This is a genomic window from Aminobacter sp. Piv2-1 (assembly GCF_037625995.1).
Lineage (GTDB): Bacteria > Pseudomonadota > Alphaproteobacteria > Rhizobiales > Rhizobiaceae > Aminobacter.
Window position 1 is genome coordinate 311,841 of record NZ_JARKMU010000006.1, and the last position, 22,988, is coordinate 334,828.

Sequence of the window (22,988 nt, forward strand, 5' to 3'; positions counted from 1 at the left end):
CAAAAAGTTTTAGATCGCCAATTCCAGCGTCGACAGATGGTTCAGATAGGCTTCCGCCTTCGAACGCGTGCTGTCGTCCTTGGCGTCGGTCACATCCTCGCGGGCGTTCTGGATGCGGCGCAGCAGCTCGGCGCGGTCGATGTCCTTCACCGCCGTCGCCGATTCGGCGAGCAGCGTACAGCCCGACGGGACGATGTCGGCGAAGCCGCCGAACACCACGTAGCGCTCTTCCTTGCCGCCGGCAGTCTTGACCGTCACGACGCCCGGTTTGACCGTGGTCATCAGCGGCGCATGATTGGCCATGACCGTCATCTCGCCTTCCGAACCGGGAATGACGACAGACTCGACCTGTTCCGAAACGAGCAGGCGCTCGGGCGAGACCAGTTCGAATTTGAATGATTCGGCCATTATTGCCGCGCCTCTTTGGCTAGAGCTTCCACGTCCTGAATGTGGGTACCGCAGAATGGGCAGTACGCCACTGCTTGATCCATGAAGCCCAGACCGTCCTCGGTCTCGACGAGCCCCACAACCATCATCAGAACTTCATCTTCTGACACATAAATGGTCGGAGATGCCGGCTCAGGAAGTTCCGCCGTAGCCGCTCGTAGAGCGTCACAGCAGAAATCGGAGTCGGCATCTTCATCCATCTTACGCCGCTTCCGCAGCCAGGCGCTGAGCCTTCTCGATCGCCATGTCGATGCCGCCGACCATGTAGAAGGCAGCCTCCGGCAGATGGTCGTACTCGCCTTCGACCAGGCCCTTGAAGCTCTTGATCGTGTCTTCGAGCGGAACCAGCTGGCCCGGCGAACCGGTGAACACCTCGGCGACGAAGAACGGCTGCGACAGGAAGCGCTCGACCTTGCGGGCGCGGGCAACCGTGACCTTGTCCTCTTCCGACAGCTCGTCCATGCCCAGGATGGCGATGATGTCCTGCAGCGACTTGTAGCGCTGGAGGATTTCCTGGACGCGACGGGCGACCGAGTAGTGCTCTTCGCCGACGATCAGCGGATCGAGCATGCGCGAGGTCGAGTCGAGCGGATCCACGGCCGGGTAGATACCCTTTTCCGAGATCGCGCGATTGAGAACGGTCGTCGCGTCAAGGTGCGCGAACGAAGTCGCCGGCGCCGGGTCGGTCAAGTCGTCGGCGGGCACGTAGATGGCCTGCACCGAGGTGATCGAACCCTTGGTGGTGGTGGTGATGCGCTCCTGCATGGCGCCCATGTCGGTCGCCAGCGTCGGCTGATAGCCCACGGCCGACGGAATACGGCCGAGCAGAGCCGACACTTCCGAGCCCGCCTGGGTGAAGCGGAAGATGTTGTCGACGAAGAACAGCACGTCCTGGCCCTGGTCGCGGAAGTGCTCGGCGATGGTCAGGCCCGAGAGGGCGACGCGAGCGCGCGCACCGGGCGGCTCGTTCATCTGGCCGAACACCAGGGCGCACTTGGAACCCTCGGTCGAGCCGTTGTTCTCGTGCGGGTCCTTGTTGACGCCCGACTCGATCATCTCGTGATAGAGGTCGTTGCCTTCGCGGGTGCGCTCGCCGACGCCGGCGAACACCGAGTAACCGCCGTGCGCCTTGGCGACGTTGTTGATCAGTTCCTGGATCAGAACGGTCTTGCCGACGCCGGCGCCGCCGAACAGGCCGATCTTGCCGCCGCGGGCGTAGGGAGCGAGCAGGTCGACGACCTTGATGCCGGTGACCAGGATCTGGGCTTCCGTCGACTGCTCGACATAGGCCGGTGCGTCCTGGTGGATGGCGCGGCGCGACTTGGTCTTGACCGGACCTGCCTCGTCGACCGGCTCGCCGATCACGTTCATGATGCGGCCAAGGGTCTCGTCGCCGACCGGAACCGTGATCGGCGAACCCGTGTTGCGGACGGCCTGGCCGCGGACCAGACCTTCGCTCGTGTCCATGGCGATGCAGCGCACGGTGTTCTCGCCGAGGTGCTGGGCAACCTCGAGCACCAGGCGGTTGCCGCTGTTGTCGGTCTCGAGCGCGGTCAGGATGGCCGGCAGCTCGCCGTCGAAAGCGACGTCGACGACGGCGCCGATGACCTGCGTGACGCGGCCATTGGCACCCGCGGCGATTGCCGTCTTCTCGACCTTGGCAGCGGCTGCCTTCGCAGGCGCCGCCTTCTTTGCTGCGGGGGCCTTTTCCGCCGCCGCTTTCGGAGTAGCTGCTTTAGCCATCGTTGTAACCTCTGTGTCCGTTCCTTGTTTCACGCAAACCCTGCCCTAGGGGTCGCGTGCCTAGAGCGCTTCGGCGCCCGAAATAATCTCGATCAGTTCCTTGGTGATCTGGGCCTGACGCTGGCGGTTGTAGGTGATCGTCAGCCTGTTGATCATGTCGCCGGCGTTGCGCGTGGCGTTGTCCATCGCGCTCATCTTGGCGCCCATCTCGCCCGCCGCATTCTCGAGCAGCGCCCGGAAGATCTGCACAGAGATGTTGCGCGGAATGAGATCGCCGAGGATTTCGCTCGGCTCCGGCTCGTATTCGTAGATGGCGCCGCCCGCCGACGATTGATCCGCCGTGGCCGAAGCGGCCGCCGCCGGGATGAGCTGCTGCGCGGTCGGGATCTGGCTGATGACCGACTTGAACTCGGAGTAGAACAGCGTGCAGACGTCGAAGCCGCCTTCGTTGAACAGCGTGATCACCTTCTTGGCGATCATGTCGGCGTGGACGAAACCGACCTGCTTTGCATCGCGCAGTTCGACGCGATCGATGATCAGCGACGCGAAATCGCGGCGCAGGACGTCGTAGCCCTTCTTGCCGACGGTGATGATCTTGACCGTCTTGCCCTGGCCCTGGAGCTTGCGGACGTGGTCGCGGGCCAGACGCGAGATCTGGCTGTTGAAGCCGCCGCAAAGACCGCGCTCTGCGGTGCAGACGACGAGCAGGTGCACGTCGTCCTTGCCGGTTCCGGTCATCAGCGCCGGAGCGTCGCCGTCGCCCCCGACCGCCTGGGCGATGTTCGCGAGAACGGCACCCATGCGCTGCGAGTAGGGACGCGCGGCCTCGGCGGCCTCCTGGGCACGACGCAGCTTTGCCGCGGCGACCATCTGCATCGCCTTGGTGATCTTCTGCGTCGCCTTGACCGAGGCGATGCGGTTGCGGAGGTCTTTTAGCGAGGCCATGCCTTATCCGTCAGTGTCAGGCGAAGTTTTTCGCGAAGGCGTCGATGTGAGCCTTGAGCTTGCCGCGCAGGTCGTCGCTCAGCGCCTTCTCCGTGCGAATGCCGTCGAGGACGTCCTTGCCTTCCGAATGCAGATGCGCCAGCAGGCCCTGCTCGAACTTGCCAACCTGCTTCAGGGCGAGCTTGTCGAGATAGCCGTTGACGCCGGCGAAGATCACCGCGACCTGCTCTTCGGTCTTGAGCGGCGAGAACTGCGGCTGCTTGAGCAGCTCGGTCAGGCGCGCGCCGCGGTTGAGCAGACGCTGGGTGGCGGCGTCGAGGTCCGAGCCGAACTGCGCGAAGGCCGCCATTTCGCGGTACTGCGCGAGCTCGCCCTTGATCGAGCCGGCGACCTGCTTCATCGCCTTGACCTGGGCGGACGAGCCGACGCGCGACACCGACAGACCGACGTTCACGGCAGGACGGATGCCCTGGAAGAACAGGTTGGTCTCGAGGAAGATCTGGCCGTCGGTGATCGAGATCACGTTGGTCGGGATGTAGGCCGACACGTCGTTGGCCTGCGTCTCGATGACGGGAAGCGCGGTCAGCGAACCGGCGCCGTTCTCGTCGTTGAGCTTCGCCGCGCGCTCGAGCAGGCGGGAGTGCAGGTAGAAGACGTCGCCCGGATAGGCTTCGCGGCCCGGCGGGCGGCGGAGCAGCAGCGACATCTGGCGGTAGGCGACGGCCTGCTTGGACAGGTCGTCATAGGCGATCAGGGCATGCTTGCCGTTGTCACGGAAGTATTCGCCCATGGCGCAGCCTGCGAACGGCGCCAGGAACTGCATCGGTGCAGCGTCCGAAGCTGTCGCGGCGATGACGATCGAGTATTCGAGCGCGCCGCGCTCTTCGAGCACCTTCACGAACTGCGCGACGGTCGAGCGCTTCTGGCCGACGGCGACGTAGACGCAGTAGAGCTTTTCCTTTTCCGGACCGGCGACGTGGATCGCCTTCTGGTTCAGGATCGTGTCGAGGATGATGGCGGTCTTGCCGGTCTGGCGGTCACCGATGACCAGCTCGCGCTGGCCGCGGCCGACCGGGATGAGCGCGTCGATGGCCTTGAGACCGGTCGACATCGGCTCGTGCACCGACTTGCGGGGAATGATGCCGGGGGCCTTGACGTCGACGCGGCGGCGCTCCTTGGCCTTGATCGGGCCCTTGCCGTCGATCGGGTTGCCGAGGGCGTCGACGACGCGGCCGAGCAGCTCCGGACCGACCGGAACGTCGACGATAGCGCCGGTGCGCTTGACGGTGTCGCCTTCCTTGATGTCGCGGTCGCTGCCGAAGATGACGACGCCGACATTGTCGCTTTCGAGGTTCAGCGCCATGCCACGGATGCCGCCCGGGAACTCGACCATCTCGCCCGCCTGGACGTTGTCGAGACCGTAGACGCGGGCGATGCCGTCACCCACCGACAGGACCTGACCGACTTCGGAAACTTCGGCTTCCTTGCCGAAATTCTTGATCTGGTCTTTCAGAATTGCGGAGATTTCCGCGGCGCGGATGTCCATCAGCCGACCTCTTTCAGTGCAAGCTTGAGCGAATTGAGTTTGGTTTTGAGCGACGTATCGATCTGGCGCGAACCCATCTTCACGACGAGACCGCCGAGCAGCGAGGGATCGACCGAAACGGTGATCGCGACATCTTTGCCGGCCACGCCCTTCAGCGCCGTCTTGAGTTCGGCAAGCTGGGCGGCCGTCAGGTCATGGGCCGACGTCACCTCGGCCGCCACTTCGCCACGATGCTCGGCGGCGATGCGGTGGAATGCTGCGATCATACCGGGCAGGACGAACAGGCGGCGGTTGCGCGCGACCAGGCGCAGGAAATTGCCGGTGAGGCCGACGATCTTGGCCTTGTCGGCGATCGCCGCAATGGCCTTTTCCTGCTCTTCGCCGGAGAAGACCGGGCTCTTGATCAGGCGCTCCAGATCGGGGCTGCCCGCGAGCAGCTCGGAGAAACGGCCGAGATCGGCTTCGACCTTGGCGACGGCGCCAGCTTCGAGCGCGAGATCGAAGAGCGAACCCGCATAGCGCTCAGCAACACCGGAGATTGGCGAGGAAGATTGGGTCACGGACCGTCTTTTCTCTTGTCTGACAGGCCGCAAGATTCATGGCGCGAGTGTGATATACCCAGCTAAATCTTTGACCTTACTGCGTTTTTTGACCCCGGAGCTCGCGTCAGCCGCATCCCCCCGGCCGAAAGTCGATTGCCGTCTAGCACAGGCTTTTGAGGACCGCAACACGTCCTCTAACAGGCTTTCTGGCACTATTGTCGCATCTTGACGGGGAAGACGTCGGGTAGGCGCCGATTCAGGGCCAGAAGCCGAAAACAAACCCAAGGGGTAGGGCCGCCAGCGCCAGTTCGATGACCATCGCTACCCAGTTGTATGGGGTGTTGGCCCCGTCCGACATCATGGCCACGATGCGCCCGAAAGCCGTGAACAGCCAGGAGACGCCGAGCGCCATGTAGAGCCATGGCTGGGCGAGCAGGATCGCGCAGAGGCCGACGCCGAGGAAGAACCCCGCCATGGTGGCGCGCCCCTGGGCGATCGCCTCCGGATGATCGGGGCGGGGCTGGAGCCTGAGCAGCCGAAAGGCGATGCGCGGCGCGAAGAACAGGATCACGCCGAACAGCAGCGTAACGGCCGCCGAACCCCAGGCCAGCCATTCGCCCTGGCTCATCGGCCACGGAAATGCGAACTCCATATTTCCCCCTCCGGCTTCCGCATCGCTGACGCGCCGCGAATCCCGGAGGATCATAGCCGACCCGGCACACAGTACCAGAGGAGGAACTGGCGAAATGCCAGCGATCGGCTATGCTCCCGGCTGGGGAACGCCGGGAGGGGGACATGGCGATACCGGAGAGGATCATCTGGTCGATCGGCCACCTGGAAATCGGCCCAGGCGACCGCATTCTGGAGATCGGCTGCGGCCGCGGCGTGGCCTTGGCCGAGGTCTCCCGGTTGCTGGCCGATGGCCATATTGTCGGGCTCGACCGCTCCGACAGTGCAGTGAAGGCAGCCATCGATCGGAATGGGGAAGGGATTGCCGCTGGCAAGGTCGAGATCATGCAGGCCGCCCTCGCCGACTACGCCGCCTCGGCCGGTCGCTTCGACAAGATCTTCGCCATCAACGTCAACCTGTTCTGGCTCGAGGCCATGCGCGAGCTGACCGTGCTGAAGCCGCTTCTTGCTGCGGGCGGCAGGCTGTACCTGTTCTTCGAGCCGCCGAGCGCCGGCCAGATCGACACCATCAGGCGCGCCATCGAGGTCAGGCTGAAGACCGGCGGCTATGTGGTCGACGAGGTGGTGACCGGCCCGACGCCGACCCCGCCGCTACTGGGCATCATCGCCCGACCCGGGGCTTAGGCTAGAGAAAGCTCTGCGGGTCGATGTCGACCTGCACGCGCACCGAACCGCGTATCTTGGGTCCTTCGGCCAGCATCGCCTTGATGTAGCCCTGGATATCGGCCTTGCGGTCGGCCTGAACCAGCAGCCGGAAGCGGTGGCGCCCGCCGACCAGCGCCAGCGGCGCCTCGGCGGGGCCGAGCACATGCACGTCCTGGGCAGTCTTCGCCGCCCGGCGCAGGCCGCGCGCATGGCTCTCGGCCTCGGGCCTTGTCGCTGCGCTGACGATGACGCCGGCCAGCCGGCCGAAGGGCGGCAGCGCGGCGCGCTCGCGTTCGACGATCTCGCGCTCGTAGAAGGCCTCCGAATCGCCGGAGACGATCGCCCGCATCACCGGATGGTCGGGCTGGAACGTCTGCAGCAGGCCAAGGCTCTTCTTGCCGGTGCGCCCGGCGCGGCCGGTCACCTGCGACAACAGCTGGTAGGTGCGTTCGGCGGCGCGCGGATCGCCATTGGCGAGGCCGAGGTCGGCGTCGACCACCCCCACCAGCGTCATGTTCGGGAAGTTGTGCCCCTTGGCGACGAGCTGCGTGCCGATGACGATGTCGGCCTCGCCATTGGCGATGGCCTCGAGTTCGAGCCTGAGCCGCTTGACCCCGCCCAGCATGTCCGACGACAGAACGATGGTGCGAGCGTCGGGGAAATGCTGCACCACCTCCTCGGCGATGCGCTCGACGCCCGGGCCGCAGGCGACCAGGTGATCGAAGGTGCCGCATTCCGGACAGGCTTCCGGCCGCTTCTCGTTGTGGCCGCAATGGTGGCAGACGAGCTGGCCGCGGAAACGATGCTCGACCAGCCAGGCCGAGCAGACCGGGCAGCCGAAGCGATGGCCGCAGACGCGGCACAGGGTCAGTGGTGCATAACCGCGACGGTTGAGGAACAGGAGCGATTGTTCCTGCCGGCCGAGATTCTCGCGCATCTTGCCGAGCAGCACCGGCGACAGGAACCCGCCGCGCGCCGGCGGCGAACGGCGCATGTCGATGGTGGCGAGATGCGGCAGCGCCGCCTCGGCGAAGCGTGCCGACAGCACGGTGCGGCGATACTTGCCCTGTTCGGCATTGACGCGGCTCTCCACCGACGGCGTGGCCGAGGCGAGCACGACTGGAAAGCCACCGATATGGCCGCGCACCACGGCCATGTCGCGGGCGTTGTAGAATACCCGGTCCTCCTGCTTGTAGGCAGGGTCGTGCTCCTCGTCGACGACGGTCAGGCCGAGCTCCCTGAAAGGCAGAAACAGCGCCGAGCGCGCGCCGACCACCACCCGCACGCCGCCCTCCGCCACCTGGCGCCAGACGCGCTCGCGCATGCGCGGCGGCAGGTCCGAATGCCACTCCGCCGGCTTGGTGCCGAAGCGGTTCTGGAAGCGCTCGAGGAAAGCCTGGGTGAGTGCGATTTCCGGCAACAGGATCAGCACCTGCCTGCCCTTGTCCAGCGCCGCCGCCACCGCTTCGAAATAGACCTCGGTCTTGCCCGAGCCGGTGACGCCGTCGATCAGGCTGACGCCGAAGCGATCGGCTGCTACCAGCTCGCGCAGGTCCTTTGCCGCCGCCAGCTGCTCGCCGACGAGTTCGGCAGCCGAATAGGATGTGTCCGGCGCGGCCACGACCGGGCGCGGCGGGATCATCACCGTCTCGAACACGCCCTGCGCCTTCAGCCCATCGACGACGGTCGACGACACGCCGGCGGCATGCGCCAGCCCCGAGCGCGTCCACGCCATGCCGTCGCTCGCCATCTCCAGCACGCGCTCGCGCGCCGCCGTCATCCGGTCCGGGCTCGCCTCGGTGCGGACGATGCCTTCCGTCCACGGCTCGGGGTCGAAGGCTTCCGGCGCGCGCAGGATCATGCGCGCCACCATGCCCGGCGGCGAGATCGTGTATTGCGCCACCCAATCGACGAAGCGCCGCATCTGTTCACCGATCGGCGGACAGTCGAAGACATGCGAGATCGGCCGGAGCTTCCTGGGATCGACCGTCTCGACCGGTCCGTCCCAGACGATGCCGGCCACTTCGCGTGGCCCGAGCGGCACGCGCACGATCGAACCGGGCACGACGTCCATGCCTTCCGGGACCGCATAGGAGTATGCCCGCTCGGCCGGCATCGGCACGAGCACGGGTGCGGCCCTTCTTGTTGGCGAATCGGCGGTCATGACGCGTGACCTTGCCCCGAACTTGGTTTAGAGCAAAGGCCGACCCGTTGGGTGCCCCCCAAGCCCCGCCACGAAGGAGACTGAAATGAAGTTTTTCGTCGACACCGCCGACGTCAAGGAAATCCGCGAGCTCAACGAGCTCGGCCTGCTTGACGGCGTCACCACCAACCCGTCGCTGATCCTGAAGTCGGGCCGCAACATCGCCGAAGTGACCAAGGAAATCTGCGACATCGTCGATGGTCCGGTTTCGGCGGAAGTCGCTGCCACCGAATATGCCGAGATGATGAAGGAAGCCGAGGTGCTGTCGAAGATCGCCGACAACATCTGCATCAAGGTTCCGCTCACCCTCGACGGCCTCAAGGCCTGCCGGACGCTCACCTCCGATGGCCGCCTGGTCAACGTCACGCTGTGCTTCTCGGCCAACCAGGCGCTGCTCGCCGCCAAGGCCGGCGCCAGCTTCATCTCGCCCTTCATCGGCCGCCTCGACGACATGGCCGTCGACGGCATGGAGCTGATCGCCGAGATCCGCCACATCTATGACAATTACGGCTTCGACACCGAGATCCTCGCCGCCTCGATCCGCTCGACCGAGCACGTCAAGCGCGCCGCCCTGATCGGTGCCGACGTCGCCACCGTCCCGCCGGCAACGCTGAAGGCGCTGGTCAAGCACCCGCTGACCGACAAGGGCCTCGAGATGTTCCTGGCCGACTGGGCCAAGACCGGCCAGAAGATCGGCTGATCCTTCCAGCCAAGACAAAAAAGCCGGCGCCACCAGCGCCGGTTTTTTTGTGCCCGCGTTCAGAGAAGCGGCGGCAATCGCCGTTTCACCGGCTGCGCCTTGACGATCGAGCTGTTGGTTTCGGCCTTGTCGGTGATCTGGTCGAGGATCTTGTCCAGCTCGTCGATCGAGCGGATGTGCAGCCGGGCGACAAAGCAGTCGTCGCCCGTCACCTTGTCGCATTCGGAGAATTGCGGGATTTGCTGGATCAGGTCCTGCACCATATGCAGCTTGCCGGGCAGCGGACGGATGCGGACGATGGCCTGCAAGGTGTAGCCGAGTGCCGCCGGGTCGACCTCGATGGTGAAGCCGCGGATGACGCCGCGCTCCTCCAGCCGCTTCAGCCTTTCCGACGCGCTCGGCGACGACAGTCCGACCCGCTGGGCCAGTTCTTTCAGCGAAACCCTGGCGTCCTCGACCAGGATTTCGACGATGCGCCGGTCGATGTCGTCAAGCATGCCACGCTCCGAAGGCAAAATCCTGAAATGACCTTACATTATCAGGCATATGAGGGCAAATTGCTCTCCCAAGCCATGGTTTTCGGCCCCGCCCCTGCGGATAATGCGCATCACCTAGCAAGGGAGCAGGGACATGACGGAAACGACGCGCGGCACGGTCGAGATGACTACGGCAATGGTGATCTCGGGCACGATCGGTCTGTTCGTCGTCCTCTCCGGCCAGCCTGTCATGTCGGTGGTGTTCTGGCGCTGCGCCTTCGGCGCGGCGACGCTGCTGGTCATCTGCGCCGCACTCGGCCTGTTCCGCAAGAACGTCATCTCCCGCACCCAGATCGCCTATGCGGCCTTGGGCGGCGTGGCCATCGTCGCCAACTGGGTGCTGCTCTTCGCCGCCTTCCCGCGCGCCTCGATCTCCATCGCGACCGCCGTCTACAACACCCAACCCTTCATGCTGGTGGCGCTGGGCGCGCTGCTCTTCGGCGAACGCATCACGCTCGCCAAGCTCGGCTGGCTGCTGGTGGCGTTCACAGGCATGCTGCTGATCGTCCAGGGCAAGTCGAGTGCTGCCCATGTCGGCACCGACTATCTCGGCGGCATCCTGCTCGCCCTTGGCGCTGCCTTCTTCTATGCCATCGCGGCAATCGTCGCGAAGAAACTGAAGGGCGTGCCGCCGCACCTGATCGCGCTGATCCAGGTCGTCGTCGGCGTCATCATGCTGGCGCCCTTCGCCGACCTCGGCCACCCGTCCGCCGACGCGCGCAGCTGGGCCATCCTCATCGCCATAGGCGTCGTCCACACCGGGCTGATGTACATCCTGCTCTACGGCGCGATCCAGAAGCTGCCGACCAATCTCGTCGGCGCGCTGTCCTTCATCTACCCGGTGGTGGCGATCGCGGCTGACTACATCGCCTTCGGCCAGCGCCTGCAACTCATGCAACTCGCCGGTGCCGGCGCGATCCTTCTCGCCGCCGCAGCCATGACGCTGGGCTGGACGTTCACGCGGCGGCGCGTGACCTGCCCCGAGGCCGGCTAATCGTCGTCCATCGCGCCGGTGATGCGCATGCCGTCGATGGTGGTGGCGCCTTCATTGCGCACCACCGTCATCGGGCGCGCGCCGGTGCGATCACGCACGATATCCGCCAGTTCGCGCGAATGGGTGACGATCCAGATCTGCGTCCGCTCCGCCGCCGCCGCGATCATGTCGGCCAGCGCCGGCATCATGCGCGGATGCAGGCTCGCCTCCGGCTCGTTGAGCGCAATGAGCTTCGGCAGGCGGTAGGACATCAGCGCCCCGGCGAGCGCCAGGAAACGGACCTGCCCGTCCGACAACTCCTGCGGCTTGAAGATGCGCTGCGGAAACTCCGGCAACACCAGGCCGAAGGTCGCGCTTTCCTCTGGCACCGGAACGTCCAGCTGCGCCCCACCCAAGGCGTCGGCGACGCAGCGGTCGAGCTCGACCGTGTCGCCGCGGATGTGCTTGAGCGTCGCGAACACCGCCGCCAGGTTGGCGCCGTTCTCGTCGAGCATCGGCGAGGTCGTCGCGAGCGCCGCCCGGCGCGTCGGCGACTCCGCATCGGTGCGGAAACCGTGATAGAAGCGCCAGCCGCCGACGGTGGCGCGCATGTCGCCGACCTCCGGGTAGCGCCCTGCCCCGCCGAGCAGCGCCAGCGCCGTCTCCGAGTTCAGCACCCGCTCGGGATGCTCCACCCGGCGCCCGGCGGCGTCGCGGGCGAATACGGCCTGCCCCTTGCGCGACATCATCTCGACCGGGCGCCTGCCCGCATCGACGCTCAGGCTCTCTTCCTTGACGTGGGGTTCGAAGGCAAAGCCGGCGGAGACAGGGGGCGGCAGCCCGATCTCGACCTTGTAGGTGTAGCGCGCCGCCGTCTCGTCATCGAGCAACTCGGCATCGATGACGACGCGAACCGGCTGTCCGGTCCGCCGCCGGCCCGACCATAGCGCCGAACTCATGCCGCCCTCGCCGGCGATCTCGCGGGCAAGCGTGCCTTCGGCCGAAGCCTTGATGAGCTGCAGGGCGCGATAGAGGTTGGACTTGCCGACGCCATTCTCGCCGACGAAGACCGAGACCTGGCCGATGTCGAGCCTGATGGACCGCAGCGAGCGGTAGCCGGCAGCCGAGAATGACGTCAACCGCATCGAGCGATCCCGCCCTTCGCCCGTCTCAGCCCTTGGACATGTCCTGGGCTATCGCCAGCCTCAGCAACTCGGCCAGTTCGCGCGCCGCCCTGTTGGAGGCGTCGCGCTGCGCCCGCATGTTGGCGAACTCCTGGCGCGGCCGGTCGTAGGATGCCGACACGTTGCGCTTTCCGGCAGCTATGCGCTTGCCCGTGCGGTTCTCCGTGACGACATAGGTGCCGGTCAGCGTGACGGTACCCGCGGTGGGCTCGTCGTCCTCGGCCGTCACCGGCGCCAGCAGCGCCGATTCGGTGAGCTCCGAGACGGAAAGCTCCATCGTGTAGGGCGCGCTTGCCTGCTGGCCCGCACCGCCGTTGAACAGGAAGATCAGCTGATTGCGGACTTCCTGGCCATAGCGGGTGTTGACCGGCTTGATGTTGATCGAGGCCAGCTGCGTGGCCGTGCCGGCTTCGACACCGGCCGACGCCGGGCCGTCCGAATAGAGCGGACGAACCGTGCAGGCGGAGATCAGTACAAGCGACGCCGCCAGGGCCAGCCCGACAGCAAATCGCGACGAACGCGGAGTTGTCCGCGCCTCAGGCAACGACATTGACGATCCTCTGCGGAACAACGATCACCTTGCGCGGAGCCTTGCCGTCGAGTGCCTTCTGCACTGCTTCCAAAGCCAGCGCCGCTTTTTCGACCGCCACTTGATCTGCGTCGCGGGCAATTGTCAAATCCGCGCGCTTCTTGCCGTTGATCTGCACCGGATAGGTGATCTCATTGTCGACGACGAGCGCCGGATCGAAGGCCGGCCACTGCCGATCGGCCACGAGACCATTCCCGCCGAGCGCCACCCAGCACTCTTCGGCCAGGTGCGGCATCATCGGCGCGATCATGACGACGAGGATGTCGATCGCCTCGCGCAGGGCCGAAACCGTCTCGGCCGGAGCCTTGCCGGCGGCAGCGTCGGCCAGCGGCCCCTGCAGCGCGTTGGACAGTTCGTAGATGCGGGCGACGGCCTTGTTGAAGGCGAGCTTGCCGATGTCCTCGCCAACCGCCTTCAACGCCTTGTGCGCTGCCTTGGAGACTGCCGCAGCATCGCCGTCATGCGCTGCCTTCGGCTCGGCCTTGGCCAGCACCTCGGCCGATTCGGAGACCAGGCGCCAGACGCGCTGGACGAAGCGATGGGCACCCTCGACGCCGGCCTCGGTCCAGATCACGTCGCGCTCGGGCGGCGAATCCGACAGCATGAACCAGCGCGCCGTGTCGGCGCCGTAGCTGGCGATGATGTCGTCGGGGTCGACCACGTTCTTCTTCGACTTCGACATCTTCTCGATCGAGCCGATCTCGATGGGCGTGCCGTTGGAGATGAGCGAGGCGCGACGCTTGCCGTCGACGTCCTCGATCCTGATCTCGGCCGGCGTCACCCAGCCGTCCGGCCCCTTGTAGGTCTCGTGCACGACCATGCCCTGGGTGAACAGGCCCTTGAACGGCTCGGCGAGGTTCAGATGCCCGGCCTCGCGCATGGCGCGGGTAAAGAAGCGCGAATAGAGCAGGTGCAGGATCGCGTGCTCGATGCCGCCGATATACTGGTCGACCGGCAGCCATTCGTTGGCGGCCGCAGGATCGGTCGGCTCGTTCTCCCACGGCGCGGTGAAGCGCGCGAAGTACCACGACGAGTCCACGAACGTGTCCATCGTGTCGGTCTCGCGGCGCGCATCCTTGGCGCAGTTCGGGCAGGCGACATGGCGCCAGGTCGGGTGACGGTCGAGCGGATTGCCGGGACGGTCGAACTCGATGTCGTCGGGCAGCTTGACCGGCAAATCGGCCTTCGGCACCGGCACGACGCCGCAATCGTCGCAATGGATCATCGGGATCGGGCAGCCCCAGTAGCGCTGACGCGAAATGCCCCAGTCGCGCAGGCGGAACTGCACCTTGCGCTCTGCCATCGGCCGGTTGCCGATCGATATCTGCTCAAGCCGATCGGCAACGTCGTTGAACGCTGCCTCAGGCTTCATGCCGTCGAGGAAGCGCGAATTGATCATCACGCCGTCGTCGGTATAGGCCTCCTCGGTGATCTGGAAGGTTGCCGCGTCGCCACCCTCGGGCATCACCACAGGCACCACCGGCAGGCCGTACTTGTTGGCGAAGTCGAGGTCGCGCTGGTCGCCCGACGGGCAGCCGAAGATGGCGCCCGTGCCGTAGTCCATCAGCACGAAGTTGGCGACATAGACCGGCAGCGTCCAGCTGTCGTCGAAGGGGTGCACCACGCTGATGCCGGTGTCGAAGCCCTTCTTCTCGGCGGTCTCCAGTGCCGCGACCGACGTGCCCATGCGGCGCACGTCTTCCATGAAGGCGGCGAGTTCGGGATTGTTCTCGGCAGCCTTCCTGGCCAGCGGATGGTCGGCCGAGATCGCCATGAACGAGGCGCCGAAGATCGTGTCCGGACGCGTCGTATAGACCTCCAGCTCGGTCTCGCCGGCGGGTGCGGTGCCCTTGGCCAGCGGCCAGCGGATCAGCAGGCCTTCCGACCGGCCGATCCAGTTGCGCTGCATCAGCTTGACCTTCTCGGGCCATTCGTCGAGGCCAGCCAGCGCGTCCGACAGGTCCTGGGCGAAGTCGGTGATCTTGAAGAACCACTGCGTCAGCTCGCGCTGCTCGACCAGCGCGCCGGAACGCCAGCCGCGCCCGTCGATCACCTGCTCGTTGGCAAGCACGGTCATGTCGACCGGGTCCCAGTTGACCTTCGACGACTTGCGCGTCACCAGCCCCTTTTCGGCGAAGTCGATGAACAGCATCTGCTGGCGGTGATAGTAGTCGACGTCGCAGGTGGCGAATTCGCGGCTCCAGTCGAGCGACAGGCCCATCGACTTCAGCTGGGCGCGCATCGTGTCGATGTTCTGGTAGGTCCAGTCCTTGGGATGCACCTTGTTCTGCATGGCCGCGTTTTCCGCCGGCATGCCGAAGGCGTCCCAGCCCATCGGGTGCAGCACGTTGCAGCCCATGGCGCGGCGATAGCGCGCGACGACGTCGCCCATCGTGTAGTTGCGCACGTGGCCCATGTGGATGCGCCCCGACGGATAGGGGAACATCTCGAGCACGTAGTACTTCGGCCGCGGATCGTCGTTCCTGGTCTCGAAGAGCTTCGCCTCGGCCCAGGCCTGCTGCCATTTGGGTTCGGACGCGCGCGGATTGTATCGTTCGGTTGCCATCGGATGTTTTTCACTTAAAAGCGTGCGTGGACCGGGGCGAAAACCCGCGGTTCAGGAAATCGTCGTCGGGTGTTCATCATGGATTCCCGGACCCGTCAACTCCGGCAAGGCGGGGGCGGGCAAAAAGCAGCAGGGCCAGCGGGCATGGAAAAGTCGGTCGAACAGCTAGCGCTGGTGAAGCATAAGATAGGTGCGGCCGAGCGCGAGACCAACAGGCCGGAAGGCTCGGCGACGCTTGTCGCGGTGTCCAAGACCTTCGATGCCGAGCACATCCGCCCGGTCATCGAGGCCGGCCAGCGCGTCTTCGGCGAAAACCGCGTCCAGGAAGCGCAGGGAAAGTGGCCGGAGCTGAAGGCCGAGTTCCCCGACATCGAGCTGCACCTCATCGGTCCGCTGCAGTCCAACAAGGCCAAGGAAGCCGTCGCCCTTTTCGACGTCATCGAGACGGTCGACCGGGAGAAGATCGCCGCCGAGCTGGCCAGGGAAATCGAACGCCAGGGCCGCGCGCCGAAGCTCTACGTACAGGTCAACACCGGCTCCGAGCCGCAGAAGGCCGGCATCGAACCGCGCGAGGCTGTCGCCTTCGTCAGGCGCTGCCGCGAGGTCCACGGGCTGACGATCGAAGGCCTGATGTGCATCCCGCCAGCGGACGAAAACCCCGGCCCGCATTTCGCCCTGCTGGACAAGCTGGCGCGGGAAGCCGGCGTCGCAAAACTGTCGATGGGCATGTCGGGCGACTACGAACTCGCCGTCGCCTTCGGCGCCACCAGTGTCCGCGTCGGCTCGGCGATCTTCGGCAGCCGGTAGCGCTCCGTCACGGGTGGCCGTTGAGCCGATCGTCGTGCTGCACTATATTCTGGCTAGCCAAGCTAGCCAGGTGACGACGATGAACTGGCATCTGCAGGACGCCAAGAACAATTTCTCCAAGCTGGTCCAGCGTGCCCGGAAGGAAGGGCCGCAGACGGTCACCGTGCGCGGCGAACCGGCCGTGGTCGTGCTGTCGACGGAAGAGTACGAAAAACTCGTCGGCAAGCGCAAAACTCTCGCGGAATACCTGCTTTCTGGGCCGGGCTGGGATGATGAGTTTGCAGCGGAGGTGGAGCGACGCTCTGACACGATGATCCGTGATGTCGAGCTCTGATGTATCTGCTCGATACTAACATCGTCTCGGACGTCCAGCGGCGCCTGACCAAGCCCACGGGTTGGCTTGCCTCGATCGATCCGGAATCGGTCAGCTTGAGCGTAATCACCATAGGCGAAATCGAACGCGGCATCGTCAAGCAGCGACGGCAGGACGGGCGATGCGATTGGAACTGTGGTTGCGCGAATTGCGTCATGAAAACGCGGGTCGGATCCTCCCGATAACCGACGAAATCGCGCTGAGATGGGGCCGACTGACAGCAGGGCGAACCAGGGGCAGCGCCGACACGCTCATTGCAGCCACGGCATTGGTTCACGATCTGGTTCTCGTGACGCGAAACGTGGCCGATTTCGACGACACCGGGGTGTCGCTGTTGAATCCCTGGAGCCTCTAGGCTCTCTCAACCTTAAGAATGAGAAAGGCCGGAGCTTGCGCCCCGGCCTTTGTCCTTGGCTTTTCGCTCCGGCTTACTCGGCCGCGACGATCTTGCCGCCTTCCCACTTGAACAGCGAGAAGCTCGGCGAGGTGAGGTCCCCGCTTTCGCCATAGGTGAGGTTGCCGATGGCGGTGGTGATCGGCTCGCCCGACTTCAGCGCGGTGGCAACCGCGGCCGTGTCGTCGGTCTTGCCGGCCTTCTCGATGCCGGCCTTGAGCACCTCGACCGCGGCGTAGGCGTTGAGCGTGAAGGCCTCCGGCGGAATGCCCTTGTCCTTCAGGATCTTGACCGCGTCGGCCGAGGCCGGGTTCTGCAGCGCGTCGGAAGCGTTGGTGAACAGCGTGCCGGCTGCCGCCTCGTTGCCGATCGCCCAGAACTCGGTGTTCGACAGGCCCTCGCCGCCGATGATCAGCGCGTTGACGCCGCCGTCCTTCAGCTGGCGCGCCAGCAGGCCGCCTTCGGGGTGGTAGCCGCCGAAATAGATCACCTCGACATTGTCGGCCTTGAGGCGGGTGATGAGCGCCGACAGGTCCTTCTCGCCCGGGGTGAGCGAGTTGTACTGAACTTCGGTCACGCCGCCCTTGTTCAGCGCCGCCTTGAAGGCGTCGGCCAGGCCCTTGCCGTAGGTGCCCTTGTCGTGGATCACCGCGACGCGCTTGTCCTTCATGTTCTTGAGCACATAGGCAGCGGCGACTTCGGCCTGCTGGTCGTCGCGGCCGCAGGTGCGCAGCACGTTGGTGAGCCCGCGGCTGGTGAGGTCCGGTGCGGTGGCGGTCGGGGTGACCATCAGGATACCGTTCTCGGCGAACACGTCCGAAGCCGGGATCGCAACGCCCGAGGTGACCGGACCGACGACATACTGCACGCCTTCGCCGACGAGCAGGTTGGCAGCCGAAACGCCCTGCTTGGGATCGCCCGCGTCGTCGGCGAGCTTCAGCACCACCTTCTCGCCGAGGATGCCGCCCTTCTCGTTGATGGCGTCGACCGCCGCCTGGGCGCCGTTCTTGACCTGGTCGCCATAAGCCGCCACCGGGCCCGTCAGCGGCGCCACCAGGCCGATGGTGATGTCGGCGCGCGCGACCGATGCGAAGGCAAGCATCGCGACGAGCGAAACGCCCGCAAAAGTCTTCACTTTCATGGCATTATCTCCCTTTGAGCCGCCGTCCCCGCAGGGTCCGGCGGAAGTTGTAGAGCGGCGTGCGTCGAGGTGACGACGGGGCGCGCTCTGCCACTTTGACAAGGCACTCTTTCCTCCGGCGAGCGAACGCACCCGCCCGGAAAGTGCACTGTCGCGGCAAATAGCGTGCCGGCGACCGCACGGCAATCGGCCCAGCACCGCCGGGAGGGGAATTGGATTGTGCCAGCATTCCGGTGGGACACTGGAACTGTCGAGTTCCGGCCGCGACGTCAGTAATAGTGCTTCACGCGTGGGTGCGGCCTCAGCGGTTCGGGCCTGTAGCCTGGAACATAGAGATCGAAGCGCTGTTCGATGTCCGGGCAGAGCAGATCGACGTCGACCTCCCGCGCCCGCACGCTTCGCTGACCTGGCATCCAGAAAATGCCGAACCCCGTGCGCTCGTCGTGAGGCGCTCCCCGCAGCTTGTCCTTGAGATCGACGGCCATGGGAAAGTCGAGATCGGCCAGCGCCCGCACCCGGTCGAGCATCCAGCCGAGGCTGACGTGGGAGAGCCTGTCGTCATCGTCGTATCCCCCGCCGATGTCGGAGTGCACGCCGGGAAACCAGCATTGTTCGATGACCTGTCCCCGGGCTCGGCTCGCGGCATCGACATCCTCCCACAGCACCGGCGCGAACGTCTTGCGGTTCTCGTCGACCGAAAGCGCATGCAGGCCGACGGGAATTCGCACCGAGAGTTCGTTGTCGTGGAACTCGTGCTTGAAAGGGTTCACGACGTTCATGATGCCGGGCAGGCCGAGCGCCCTCACGGTATCGAACACACCGATCACGTCGGGCGTGGCCTCGGCTGCGGCATAGCTTGCCCCGAATCCCGCCCCGGCAGCCTGCCGCTTCGCCTTTTCCTTGATCTTGTAGGCGGCTACGGCCTCGTCGGCGATGGCGCGCCGCCTCTTGGCGCCGGCGCCTTCCTTGTCCCGCGAGATCGGTGCGCCATTGTCGGAAGTCGCTATCCCGCATGTCGCCAGCACGCCGCCGAGGCAGCGAACCGTGTAGGCGCCCCGGCTGAAACCGAAGCAGCCTATCTTCATGCCCGGCTCCCAGGCCAGCATCAGGGCCTCGTAGCAGTCGACGATGTTGGCCGTGATGCCCCAGCCTGTGGCCTTGCTCCAGAGGTTGCGGAGCGTTCGCGTCCAGCCCCATTTGCCCGCCTCCGGGGCGCCGAGCCCGGCATCGTAGAAGGCGCGCACGCCCGGCCGGCCGTCGATCGCCGCATACATCTGGAACACGTTGGTGTGCCTGACGTTGCAGAATTCGGGCTTGGCGCCGGCGTCGGCACGCACGCCGCGCTGCCCCGTCCCGTCGGAGAAGATGAGCACCCAAGCGCTTGCGGACTCAGGCATGCCGGTTTCCGCGATTGACCCCGATCGGGCTATATCACAATTTACAGTTGTGGATCAATATCTGCCAAATTCATGAGTTGAACGAAGGGCGATTTCGGAACTTCGCGGACCTAGTGCAGGAGAAGTTCGCCATCCACCCGGCGCCATTCGTTCGGCGCGATCAGCTTGCGGTGGGTGTAGTGCACCGAGTGCAGCGGCCCGTCGAGCTTGGCGCGCCAGAACTCGATGAAGCCGAACAGGATCGGAAACTTCGGCGCCAGATCGTACTCCTGCCAGATATAGGTCTGCAGCAGGTGCGGATGGTCGGGCAGACGGTAGAGTATCTCGGCCGTGGTCAGGCCGTAGCCCTTGAGCATCAATTCCAGTTCAGAAGCGTCGCGCATCGCAAGCCCTTCCGCGTCGAACAGTTCCTCCTCGGCACAGCCTGCGCCGCGATGGTTAACCGTCCGCTAAATCAACGAAAATCGCATATGATAGTTCCAAGAAATCAGCAGTTTAGCACTCGACCTCGGGCCTTGCTGATAGCTATATAGCGGCGGCGATTTGCCGCTGCGGAATGACCGCAGCCAAATCCAAGGTCTAATATTGTGGCGAGGCGCGAATTGATAATAATGCGCGCCAACGCGGCTCCGACGCCGCCGTCCGACGGCCACGACGAGCCGCCGGATCGTTTCCGGGAGGAAGGGAGAAAAATGTCCGAAGTCCGTGTCCACCGCGTCCAGCCGGCGTGGAAGAAGAATGCGCTGATCGACAACGACACCTATCTGAAATGGTATGCCGACAGCGTGAAGAACCCCGACAAGTTCTGGGGCAAGCACGGCAAGCGCATCGACTGGTTCAAGCCCTACACCAAGGTCAAGAATACCTCCTTCAACGGCAAGGTCGCGATCAAGTGGTTCGAGGACGGCCTGACCAACGTCTCCTACAATTGCATCGACCGCCACCTGAAGAAGCGTGGCGACCAGGTGGCGATCATCTGGGAAGGCGACAATCCCTACGACGACAAGAAGATCACCTACAACGAGCTCTACGAGCACGTCTGCCGCCTCGCCAACGTGCTGAAGAAGCACGGCGTCAAGAAGGGCGATCGCGTAACCATCTACATGCCGATGATCCCGGAAGCGGCCTATGCGATGCTCGCCTGCACCCGCATCGGCGCCATCCATTCGATCGTCTTCGGCGGCTTCTCGCCCGACGCGCTGGCCGGCCGCATCGTCGACTGCGAATCGACTTTCGTCATCACCACTGACGAAGGTCTGCGCGGCGGCAGGACGATCCCGCTCAAGGAGAACACCGACAAGGCGATCGACATCGCCGCCAAGAGCCATGTCCTGGTCAAGGACGTGCTGGTGGTGCGCCGCACCGGCGGCAAGATAGGCTGGGCACCGGGCCGCGACCACTGGTACCACGATGAGGTCCGCTCGGTGAAAGCCGAATGCAAGCCCGAGAAGATGAAGGCGGAGGATCCGCTGTTCATCCTCTACACCTCGGGATCGACCGGCAAGCCCAAGGGCGTGCTGCACACCACTGGTGGCTATCTCGTCTATGCCTCGATGACCCACCAGTATGTCTTCGACTACCATGACGGCGACATCTACTGGTGCACGGCCGATGTCGGCTGGGTGACGGGCCACAGCTACATCGTCTACGGCCCGCTCGCCAACGGCGCCACGACCCTGATGTTCGAGGGCGTGCCGAACTATCCGTCGGCCTCGCGCTTCTGGGATGTCGTCGACAAGCACAAGGTCAACATCTTCTACACCGCCCCCACCGCCATCCGCGCCCTGATGGGCGCCGGCGACGAGAACGTGAAGAAGACATCGCGCAAGAGCCTGCGCGTGCTGGGTTCGGTCGGCGAGCCGATCAATCCGGAAGCCTGGCAATGGTATTTCGACGTCGTCGGCGAGAAGAAGGTGCCGATCGTCGACACCTGGTGGCAGACCGAGACCGGCGGCATCCTGATTACGCCGCTGCCGGGCGCCACCGACCTCAAGCCCGGCTCGGCGACACGGCCGTTCTTCGGCGTCAAGCCGGAACTGGTCGACAACGAGGGCAAGGTGCTCGAGGGCACGGCCGATGGCAATCTCTGCATCACCGATTCCTGGCCGGGCCAGATGCGCACGGTCTATGGCGACCACGAGCGCTTCATCCAGACCTACTTCTCGACCTACAAGGGCAAGTACTTCACCGGCGACGGCTGCCGCCGCGACGACGACGGCTTCTACTGGATCACCGGCCGCGTCGACGACGTCATCAACGTCTCCGGCCACCGCATGGGCACCGCCGAGGTCGAGTCCGCACTGGTCAGCCACGACAAGGTTTCCGAGGCGGCGGTCGTCGGCTACCCGCACGACATCAAGGGCCAGGGCATCTACAGCTACGTCACGCTGATGGCAGGCGTGGAGGCGACCGAGGACCTGCGCAAAGAACTCGTCACCCATGTCCGCAAGGAGATCGGCGCCATCGCCTCGCCCGACAAGATCCAGTTCGCGCCGGGTCTGCCCAAGACGCGCTCGGGCAAGATCATGCGCCGCATCCTGCGCAAGATCGCCGAGGACGATTTCGGCTCGCTCGGCGACACCTCGACGCTGGCCGATCCGGCCGTGGTCGACGATCTCGTCGCCAATCGCCAGAACAAGAAGGCCTGACGGCCTTCCCTCCCCTCGCGCCGAAGGGGCGCGAGGGGACTTCCTCGCCATTGATGCGACCTGTGCTTTTTGGGCACTTGCGCAATCGACAAAAGCACCCCACCTTTGCGTCCGTGTTCAACGAACTGAAAGGAGGTGATCCGATGTCGAGTGATTTCGTTTTCCTGAACGTGGCCTCTGCGGATTGCCTTCTCGGGAAGCAGCCTTCCTGAGCTATGCATGACGTGCGGTCAGTGATGCCAAGGCATCACGGCTGACGGCCGCGCCACGGACGAAACACGGGAAAGGCCGCTCCTTCGCCGAGAAGGGCGGCCTTTCTTGTTGGCGCCAAACTTGTCTTCTTGGGCCGAGCCCTTACAGCCGCGGCTCGCCGCTCACCACGTCGATCTTGATTTCGACCTTGGCCTTGTCCGTCGTGTAGTAGATCACGTCGTAATAGCCTTCGCGGTTCCATTCCACTTCCGAAACATAGCGGAACTGGCCGCGCTGCTCGATCCTGGCGATGATCTCGGACAGCTTCAGCGATTTCTCGGGCGGTATTGGCGGATCCTTGGTCTGAGCCTGCACCTGGGTGGCCACGAAAAGCGCCACGATGAGCACAGCAAGGACTGTCGATCTGGTCATGGTCGTCCCCTCCTTCGCATGGTGCGAGAGAAACGAACGACAACCTTCGGTGGTTCCCGGACGGATCGTCAGAAGTCGCTGGTCAGGCCCTTGATCTCCCAGTCGCCGTAGCGCCCCGGCTCGAGGCCGCCGCGTCCGCCGAGCTCCCTCGCGACCTTGCCTTCCTGTGCCTTGTAGGCCTCGCGCCGCTGTTCGGCCTCGGCCAGCGCGCGTTTGGCGGCAGGTGAAAGCTCCTTCGGCGCCGGCGTCTCCGCGTCGGTTTCTGGCTTGACGTCGTTCATCGGATTCCCGTGAA

General features: G+C 65.0%; 23 protein-coding genes and 1 pseudogene. 7 read left to right on the plus strand and 17 right to left on the minus strand.

The window, feature by feature from the left end:
• Positions 1-9: 9 nt before the first annotated feature.
• From AmiPiv_RS13840 to AmiPiv_RS13870, 7 genes are all read right to left on the minus strand, one after another.
• Positions 10-408: a F0F1 ATP synthase subunit epsilon gene (locus tag AmiPiv_RS13840; RefSeq protein ID WP_340038043.1), complete on the minus strand. Its 399-nt coding sequence runs from the start codon at positions 406-408 to the stop codon at positions 10-12.
• Positions 408-647 (minus strand): hypothetical protein, encoded by a 240-nt coding sequence (locus AmiPiv_RS13845; protein ID WP_340038044.1) that lies wholly within the window; start codon positions 645-647, stop codon positions 408-410. The genes AmiPiv_RS13840 and AmiPiv_RS13845 overlap by 1 nt, the downstream gene beginning before the upstream one ends.
• Position 648: 1 nt before the next feature.
• Complete coding sequence (gene atpD, locus AmiPiv_RS13850; RefSeq protein ID WP_340038045.1) at positions 649-2,190, minus strand: F0F1 ATP synthase subunit beta; 1,542 nt, start codon at positions 2,188-2,190, stop codon at positions 649-651.
• Between the two features lie 60 nt (positions 2,191-2,250).
• Positions 2,251-3,135 carry a F0F1 ATP synthase subunit gamma gene (locus AmiPiv_RS13855; RefSeq protein ID WP_340038046.1) on the minus strand — a complete coding sequence of 295 codons (885 nt, stop codon included), beginning with the start codon at positions 3,133-3,135 and terminating at the stop codon, positions 2,251-2,253.
• 16 nt (positions 3,136-3,151) lie between these two features.
• Positions 3,152-4,681 carry a F0F1 ATP synthase subunit alpha gene (atpA, locus tag AmiPiv_RS13860; RefSeq protein WP_340038047.1) on the minus strand — a complete coding sequence of 510 codons (1,530 nt, stop codon included), beginning with the start codon at positions 4,679-4,681 and terminating at the stop codon, positions 3,152-3,154.
• Positions 4,681-5,241: a F0F1 ATP synthase subunit delta gene (locus tag AmiPiv_RS13865; RefSeq protein ID WP_340038048.1), complete on the minus strand. Its 561-nt coding sequence runs from the start codon at positions 5,239-5,241 to the stop codon at positions 4,681-4,683. Before AmiPiv_RS13865 ends, atpA begins: the two co-directional genes overlap by 1 nt.
• Positions 5,242-5,479: 238 nt before the next feature.
• Complete coding sequence (locus tag AmiPiv_RS13870) at positions 5,480-5,875, minus strand: AGROH133_08824 family phage infection protein (protein ID WP_340038049.1); 396 nt, start codon at positions 5,873-5,875, stop codon at positions 5,480-5,482.
• 143 nt (positions 5,876-6,018) lie between these two features.
• Here AmiPiv_RS13870 and AmiPiv_RS13875 point away from each other — a divergent pair, with 143 nt between their 5' ends.
• Positions 6,019-6,537, plus strand: coding sequence for an SAM-dependent methyltransferase (locus tag AmiPiv_RS13875; RefSeq protein ID WP_340038050.1), 519 nt, complete (start codon positions 6,019-6,021; stop codon positions 6,535-6,537).
• Position 6,538: 1 nt separating this feature from the next.
• Here AmiPiv_RS13875 and AmiPiv_RS13880 read toward each other — a convergent pair whose 3' ends face one another.
• Positions 6,539-8,722 (minus strand): primosomal protein N', encoded by a 2,184-nt coding sequence (locus tag AmiPiv_RS13880; RefSeq protein WP_340038051.1) that lies wholly within the window; start codon positions 8,720-8,722, stop codon positions 6,539-6,541.
• Between the two features lie 85 nt (positions 8,723-8,807).
• Here AmiPiv_RS13880 and fsa point away from each other — a divergent pair, with 85 nt between their 5' ends.
• Complete coding sequence (gene fsa, locus AmiPiv_RS13885; protein ID WP_340038052.1) at positions 8,808-9,461, plus strand: fructose-6-phosphate aldolase; 654 nt, start codon at positions 8,808-8,810, stop codon at positions 9,459-9,461.
• A gap of 59 nt (positions 9,462-9,520) precedes the next feature.
• On the opposite strand, the gene AmiPiv_RS13890 is transcribed toward fsa, so the two are convergent.
• Positions 9,521-9,958 (minus strand): Lrp/AsnC family transcriptional regulator, encoded by a 438-nt coding sequence (locus AmiPiv_RS13890; RefSeq protein ID WP_340038053.1) that lies wholly within the window; start codon positions 9,956-9,958, stop codon positions 9,521-9,523.
• A gap of 133 nt (positions 9,959-10,091) precedes the next feature.
• On the opposite strand from AmiPiv_RS13890, the gene AmiPiv_RS13895 reads away from it, so the two are divergent.
• Positions 10,092-10,991: a DMT family transporter gene (locus AmiPiv_RS13895; RefSeq protein WP_340038054.1), complete on the plus strand. Its 900-nt coding sequence runs from the start codon at positions 10,092-10,094 to the stop codon at positions 10,989-10,991.
• Here the strand turns inward: AmiPiv_RS13895 and AmiPiv_RS13900 are convergent.
• Genes AmiPiv_RS13900 through leuS form a run of 3 tightly spaced genes read right to left on the minus strand, consistent with a single transcriptional unit; the run spans position 10,988 to position 15,309 of the window.
• Positions 10,988-12,115, minus strand: coding sequence for an AAA family ATPase (locus AmiPiv_RS13900; RefSeq protein WP_340038055.1), 1,128 nt, complete (start codon positions 12,113-12,115; stop codon positions 10,988-10,990). The genes AmiPiv_RS13895 and AmiPiv_RS13900 overlap by 4 nt on opposite strands.
• 25 nt (positions 12,116-12,140) lie before the next feature.
• Positions 12,141-12,704: an LPS assembly lipoprotein LptE gene (gene lptE, locus AmiPiv_RS13905; protein WP_340038056.1), complete on the minus strand. Its 564-nt coding sequence runs from the start codon at positions 12,702-12,704 to the stop codon at positions 12,141-12,143.
• A complete protein-coding gene (leuS, locus tag AmiPiv_RS13910) occupies positions 12,691-15,309 on the minus strand; it encodes a leucine--tRNA ligase (protein ID WP_340038057.1) in 2,619 nt (872 codons plus the stop codon). Before leuS ends, lptE begins: the two co-directional genes overlap by 14 nt.
• A 144-nt stretch (positions 15,310-15,453) precedes the next feature.
• On the opposite strand from leuS, the gene AmiPiv_RS13915 reads away from it, so the two are divergent.
• The 3 genes and pseudogenes from AmiPiv_RS13915 to AmiPiv_RS13925 all read left to right on the plus strand — a co-directional run bounded on the left by AmiPiv_RS13915 (position 15,454) and on the right by AmiPiv_RS13925 (position 16,844).
• Positions 15,454-16,116: a YggS family pyridoxal phosphate-dependent enzyme gene (locus AmiPiv_RS13915; protein WP_340038058.1), complete on the plus strand. Its 663-nt coding sequence runs from the start codon at positions 15,454-15,456 to the stop codon at positions 16,114-16,116.
• A gap of 79 nt (positions 16,117-16,195) precedes the next feature.
• Positions 16,196-16,450, plus strand: a complete 255-nt coding sequence (locus tag AmiPiv_RS13920; RefSeq protein WP_340038059.1) for a type II toxin-antitoxin system Phd/YefM family antitoxin — start codon at positions 16,196-16,198, stop codon at positions 16,448-16,450.
• Positions 16,450-16,844, plus strand: a pseudogene (locus tag AmiPiv_RS13925) (type II toxin-antitoxin system VapC family toxin). The gene AmiPiv_RS13920 and the pseudogene AmiPiv_RS13925 overlap by 1 nt, the downstream one beginning before the upstream one ends.
• 73 nt (positions 16,845-16,917) lie before the next feature.
• Here the strand turns inward: AmiPiv_RS13925 and AmiPiv_RS13930 are convergent.
• The 3 genes from AmiPiv_RS13930 to AmiPiv_RS13940 all read right to left on the minus strand — a co-directional run bounded on the left by AmiPiv_RS13930 (position 16,918) and on the right by AmiPiv_RS13940 (position 19,804).
• Complete coding sequence (locus AmiPiv_RS13930; protein WP_340038060.1) at positions 16,918-18,024, minus strand: branched-chain amino acid ABC transporter substrate-binding protein; 1,107 nt, start codon at positions 18,022-18,024, stop codon at positions 16,918-16,920.
• Positions 18,025-18,293: 269 nt separating this feature from the next.
• Positions 18,294-19,421, minus strand: a complete 1,128-nt coding sequence (locus AmiPiv_RS13935; protein ID WP_340038061.1) for a DUF2235 domain-containing protein — start codon at positions 19,419-19,421, stop codon at positions 18,294-18,296.
• Between the two features lie 110 nt (positions 19,422-19,531).
• The gene (locus AmiPiv_RS13940; RefSeq protein WP_340038062.1) at positions 19,532-19,804 is read right to left on the minus strand and encodes an usg protein; all 273 of its coding nucleotides are present in this window, start codon (positions 19,802-19,804) and stop codon (positions 19,532-19,534) included.
• A 309-nt stretch (positions 19,805-20,113) separates the two neighbouring features.
• Between AmiPiv_RS13940 and acs the strand changes: the two genes are divergently transcribed.
• Complete coding sequence (acs, locus tag AmiPiv_RS13945) at positions 20,114-22,069, plus strand: acetate--CoA ligase (RefSeq protein ID WP_340038063.1); 1,956 nt, start codon at positions 20,114-20,116, stop codon at positions 22,067-22,069.
• 354 nt (positions 22,070-22,423) lie between these two features.
• Here acs and AmiPiv_RS13950 read toward each other — a convergent pair whose 3' ends face one another.
• Together AmiPiv_RS13950 and AmiPiv_RS13955 are read right to left on the minus strand one after the other, a co-directional pair.
• The gene (locus AmiPiv_RS13950) at positions 22,424-22,693 is read right to left on the minus strand and encodes a PepSY domain-containing protein (RefSeq protein ID WP_340038064.1); all 270 of its coding nucleotides are present in this window, start codon (positions 22,691-22,693) and stop codon (positions 22,424-22,426) included.
• Between the two features lie 68 nt (positions 22,694-22,761).
• Entirely contained in the window at positions 22,762-22,974 is a 213-nt protein-coding gene (locus tag AmiPiv_RS13955) for a DUF1674 domain-containing protein (protein ID WP_340038065.1), read from the minus strand.
• Positions 22,975-22,988 lie beyond the last annotated feature (14 nt).

What these genes read in the sequence shown, in the direction of transcription:
- AmiPiv_RS13840 (WP_340038043.1), bottom strand. Translation starts at nt 408, where the DNA reads ATGGCCGAATCATTCAAATTCGAACTGGTCTCGCCCGAGCGCCTGCTC.
- AmiPiv_RS13845 (WP_340038044.1), bottom strand. Translation starts at nt 647, where the DNA reads ATGGATGAAGATGCCGACTCCGATTTCTGCTGTGACGCTCTACGAGCG.
- atpD (WP_340038045.1), bottom strand. Translation starts at nt 2,190, where the DNA reads ATGGCTAAAGCAGCTACTCCGAAAGCGGCGGCGGAAAAGGCCCCCGCA.
- AmiPiv_RS13855 (WP_340038046.1), bottom strand. Translation starts at nt 3,135, where the DNA reads ATGGCCTCGCTAAAAGACCTCCGCAACCGCATCGCCTCGGTCAAGGCG.
- atpA (WP_340038047.1), bottom strand. Translation starts at nt 4,681, where the DNA reads ATGGACATCCGCGCCGCGGAAATCTCCGCAATTCTGAAAGACCAGATC.
- AmiPiv_RS13870 (WP_340038049.1), bottom strand. Translation starts at nt 5,875, where the DNA reads ATGGAGTTCGCATTTCCGTGGCCGATGAGCCAGGGCGAATGGCTGGCC.
- AmiPiv_RS13875 (WP_340038050.1), top strand. Translation starts at nt 6,019, where the DNA reads ATGGCGATACCGGAGAGGATCATCTGGTCGATCGGCCACCTGGAAATC.
- AmiPiv_RS13880 (WP_340038051.1), bottom strand. Translation starts at nt 8,722, where the DNA reads ATGACCGCCGATTCGCCAACAAGAAGGGCCGCACCCGTGCTCGTGCCG.
- fsa (WP_340038052.1), top strand. Translation starts at nt 8,808, where the DNA reads ATGAAGTTTTTCGTCGACACCGCCGACGTCAAGGAAATCCGCGAGCTC.
- AmiPiv_RS13890 (WP_340038053.1), bottom strand. Translation starts at nt 9,958, where the DNA reads ATGCTTGACGACATCGACCGGCGCATCGTCGAAATCCTGGTCGAGGAC.
- AmiPiv_RS13895 (WP_340038054.1), top strand. Translation starts at nt 10,092, where the DNA reads ATGACGGAAACGACGCGCGGCACGGTCGAGATGACTACGGCAATGGTG.
- AmiPiv_RS13900 (WP_340038055.1), bottom strand. Translation starts at nt 12,115, where the DNA reads ATGCGGTTGACGTCATTCTCGGCTGCCGGCTACCGCTCGCTGCGGTCC.
- lptE (WP_340038056.1), bottom strand. Translation starts at nt 12,704, where the DNA reads ATGTCGTTGCCTGAGGCGCGGACAACTCCGCGTTCGTCGCGATTTGCT.
- leuS (WP_340038057.1), bottom strand. Translation starts at nt 15,309, where the DNA reads ATGGCAACCGAACGATACAATCCGCGCGCGTCCGAACCCAAATGGCAG.
- AmiPiv_RS13915 (WP_340038058.1), top strand. Translation starts at nt 15,454, where the DNA reads ATGGAAAAGTCGGTCGAACAGCTAGCGCTGGTGAAGCATAAGATAGGT.
- AmiPiv_RS13920 (WP_340038059.1), top strand. Translation starts at nt 16,196, where the DNA reads ATGAACTGGCATCTGCAGGACGCCAAGAACAATTTCTCCAAGCTGGTC.
- AmiPiv_RS13930 (WP_340038060.1), bottom strand. Translation starts at nt 18,024, where the DNA reads ATGAAAGTGAAGACTTTTGCGGGCGTTTCGCTCGTCGCGATGCTTGCC.
- AmiPiv_RS13935 (WP_340038061.1), bottom strand. Translation starts at nt 19,421, where the DNA reads ATGCCTGAGTCCGCAAGCGCTTGGGTGCTCATCTTCTCCGACGGGACG.
- AmiPiv_RS13940 (WP_340038062.1), bottom strand. Translation starts at nt 19,804, where the DNA reads ATGCGCGACGCTTCTGAACTGGAATTGATGCTCAAGGGCTACGGCCTG.
- acs (WP_340038063.1), top strand. Translation starts at nt 20,114, where the DNA reads ATGTCCGAAGTCCGTGTCCACCGCGTCCAGCCGGCGTGGAAGAAGAAT.
- AmiPiv_RS13950 (WP_340038064.1), bottom strand. Translation starts at nt 22,693, where the DNA reads ATGACCAGATCGACAGTCCTTGCTGTGCTCATCGTGGCGCTTTTCGTG.
- AmiPiv_RS13955 (WP_340038065.1), bottom strand. Translation starts at nt 22,974, where the DNA reads ATGAACGACGTCAAGCCAGAAACCGACGCGGAGACGCCGGCGCCGAAG.